This window comes from Gemmata sp. (assembly GCF_051859125.1).
Classification (GTDB): Bacteria; Planctomycetota; Planctomycetia; order Gemmatales; family Gemmataceae; genus Gemmata.
This window is the reverse complement of sequence record NZ_JBHYGG010000229.1, coordinates 1-2273: the sequence shown is the minus strand read 5'-3', so window position 1 is coordinate 2273 and position 2273 is coordinate 1. Positions and strand designations below refer to the sequence as shown.

The window sequence follows — 2273 nt, the reverse complement described above, 5'->3', positions numbered from 1 at the left end:
CGGAGGGCGCCCCCTACAAACCAAACGCCAACTGTCTGGTAGGGGCCGCCCTCCGTGGCGGCCCGCGCGAGGCGTTGGATTTCGGCCGAGCGACTTGGTGGCACAGGCCTCTGGCCTGCGGAGCCTTCAGCACAGGCCAGAGGCCTGTGCCACCAGAACGCTTCTCCACGGTCGCCGCGGCCCGCTCCGGCCTTCTCCTTCTGCTGCTGGATCTGGAGCTTCTTGCCGCGCTTGTGGAGGCGGACCGGGATGTCATCGCTGTCGAACCCGAGCACCTTCACGCCGGTGATGAGTCCCTCGCCGCTGCCCTCGGGCTCGATGCGGCCGTCGGGGAAGATCTTCAGCGTGATGTCCGCGGTCCCCTTCAGCCGCCCCTCAAAGTCCTTGTTCAGCCCCCACTCAGGCGGGAGCTGCTTGCTGTCGAGGCCGCTCGCGGCGACCTTGAGCACGAAGGTCGTGGGGTCGGCCCCGAAGTCGAGGGTGCCGTCGAGCGCGAGGTGCCCGCCGGCCACCTCGCCCTTCGTCTCCTGGAGCGTGACCTTCGCGCCGCTCACCCGGATGAGCCCGGTGACGCGGGTGAGCGTCACGCTCGCGTCGGGGAGCGTCAGCGCCGCGGCGGCCGGCTTGATGTCCACCGAGTACTCGACGCTGCCGCCCGGGGCCGCCCACACCCGCACGGTCGCCGCCCCGCGGCCGTTGGGCTGCACGCTCTGCCACACCGACGGGGGGACGAACGGGACCGAGCCGAGGCGGTCCATGGTCAGCGGGCCGTCCGGGGTCGAGAGCTCGACCCACCCGGTCTTCGCGGCCGCGGTGATCTCGCCGGTCACGGTCCACTTCGACCACGCGGGGTCGTCGATGGCCCCGGCGAGCTTCACCGCGTCGCCGGCGGCCGCCACCGACAGGGTCAGGTTCTGGAGCGCGAACTCGGGCCGCCCCTCCTGCTTGATGGTGAGCCGCCCGCCGGTGATGTTGATGCTCGGCAGGTGCCCCCCGCCCCCGCCGCCCGACAGGTGCGGGAGCGTGGTGATGACCTTGCCGTCCGCGGCGACGTGGAGCGTGAGGGTGACGCCGTCGAGCGTGACCCAGTCCGGTTCGACGCTGCCGGTCGCCAGTCCGAAGACCGACACGTCGGCGCTGGCCTTCCCGACCCCCAGCACCTCCGCGTGCCCGGGGTCCGAAGCGGAGGGGTCGAAGACCCGCATCCCGATGCTCGACGTGAGCAGCCCGAGCCGCACCTGGGTGACCTCGACCGGCATCCCGATCTGCTTGCCGATCTGCCGGGCGACCATCGCCTTGCCGCCCGCCGTGGACAGGTAAATCCCGATCGCGACGCGGAATACCACGACCAGGGCGAGCAGGCCGCCGGCCGCGTAAAGCCCCCACCGCACCGCCCGCCGTGCCGTGACCATGACTGTCCCTTTGGTGGCTGCCCCGGGGTCGCTCCCTCAACGATGCGCCCTCTTCTGCACATGGCGTTCCGCGGCGGGCGTTTCCCCGCGGTGCAGCGCGCCGCCCGGCGGACCGACCGGGAGAACCGGATTGTTCGGACTGGGGGGGCGGCGCGGTGTGTCGGGGGCCGCCCGGACAGGGGGCGTCGAGAGCGGTTTTGGTCCGAGCTCGTGCGCCGAGCGAGGGACAAGTGTGAACCCTCGCTCGGCGCTCGGGCTCGGACCGGAACCTCGCTTCGGCGTCAGTCGTCGCCGCCGCCGGCGCGGCGGTTCTGCTTCTTGGCCGACTGGCGGCGCTTGTCGGCCACGCGGCGGCGCTTCGCGCCCTTGGTCACCTTGGTCGCCTTGCGGACCGTCGGCGGGACGAGCCCCGCGCGGATCATCTCGGTGAGCTTCTCGACGCAGTCGAGCCGGTTCCGCTCCTGGTCGCGGTACTTCTGCGACTGGAGGACCACGTCGCCCTCGACGGTGAACCGCGACGGGAACCGCGCCCGCATCCGCAGCATCGCCGGGGCCGGGATGGCGGCGGCCGTCGCGGCGGCCCGCCACCGCAGCACGGCCTTCGACGCGACCTTGTTGACGTTCTGGCCCCCCGGCCCGCTCGAGCGGGCGTAGCTCCACTCCAGCTCCTCGTCGGGGATGCGGACGAGTTCGGTCACTTCGAGCATCGGCGCACCGTGGGAAGGAAGCGGCGCGGACCGGCACGTCGCGCCCCCGGTTACTTTAGCACCGGCCGCGGGGTGTTCCTGTGGATTCGGACACCTGGCCGGGCGACCCCTGAGCGCCCGCGAGGGGGTGCGCCTCACCCCCTCGCTGGCGCTC

At 72.3% G+C, this 2273-nt stretch carries 2 protein-coding genes; both read right to left on the bottom strand.

The genetic code is table 11. The annotated features are described in order from the left end of the window. On the bottom strand, window positions 1-1412 hold a 1412-nt coding region (locus tag ACTIGN_RS18675), incomplete at its 3' end, for a hypothetical protein (RefSeq protein WP_439626555.1). 281 nt (window positions 1413-1693) lie between these two features. Further along, window positions 1694-2119: an alternative ribosome rescue aminoacyl-tRNA hydrolase ArfB gene (gene arfB, locus ACTIGN_RS18670; RefSeq protein ID WP_439626554.1), complete on the bottom strand. Its 426-nt coding sequence runs from the start codon at window positions 2117-2119 to the stop codon at window positions 1694-1696. Between the last annotated feature and the right edge of the window lie 154 nt (window positions 2120-2273).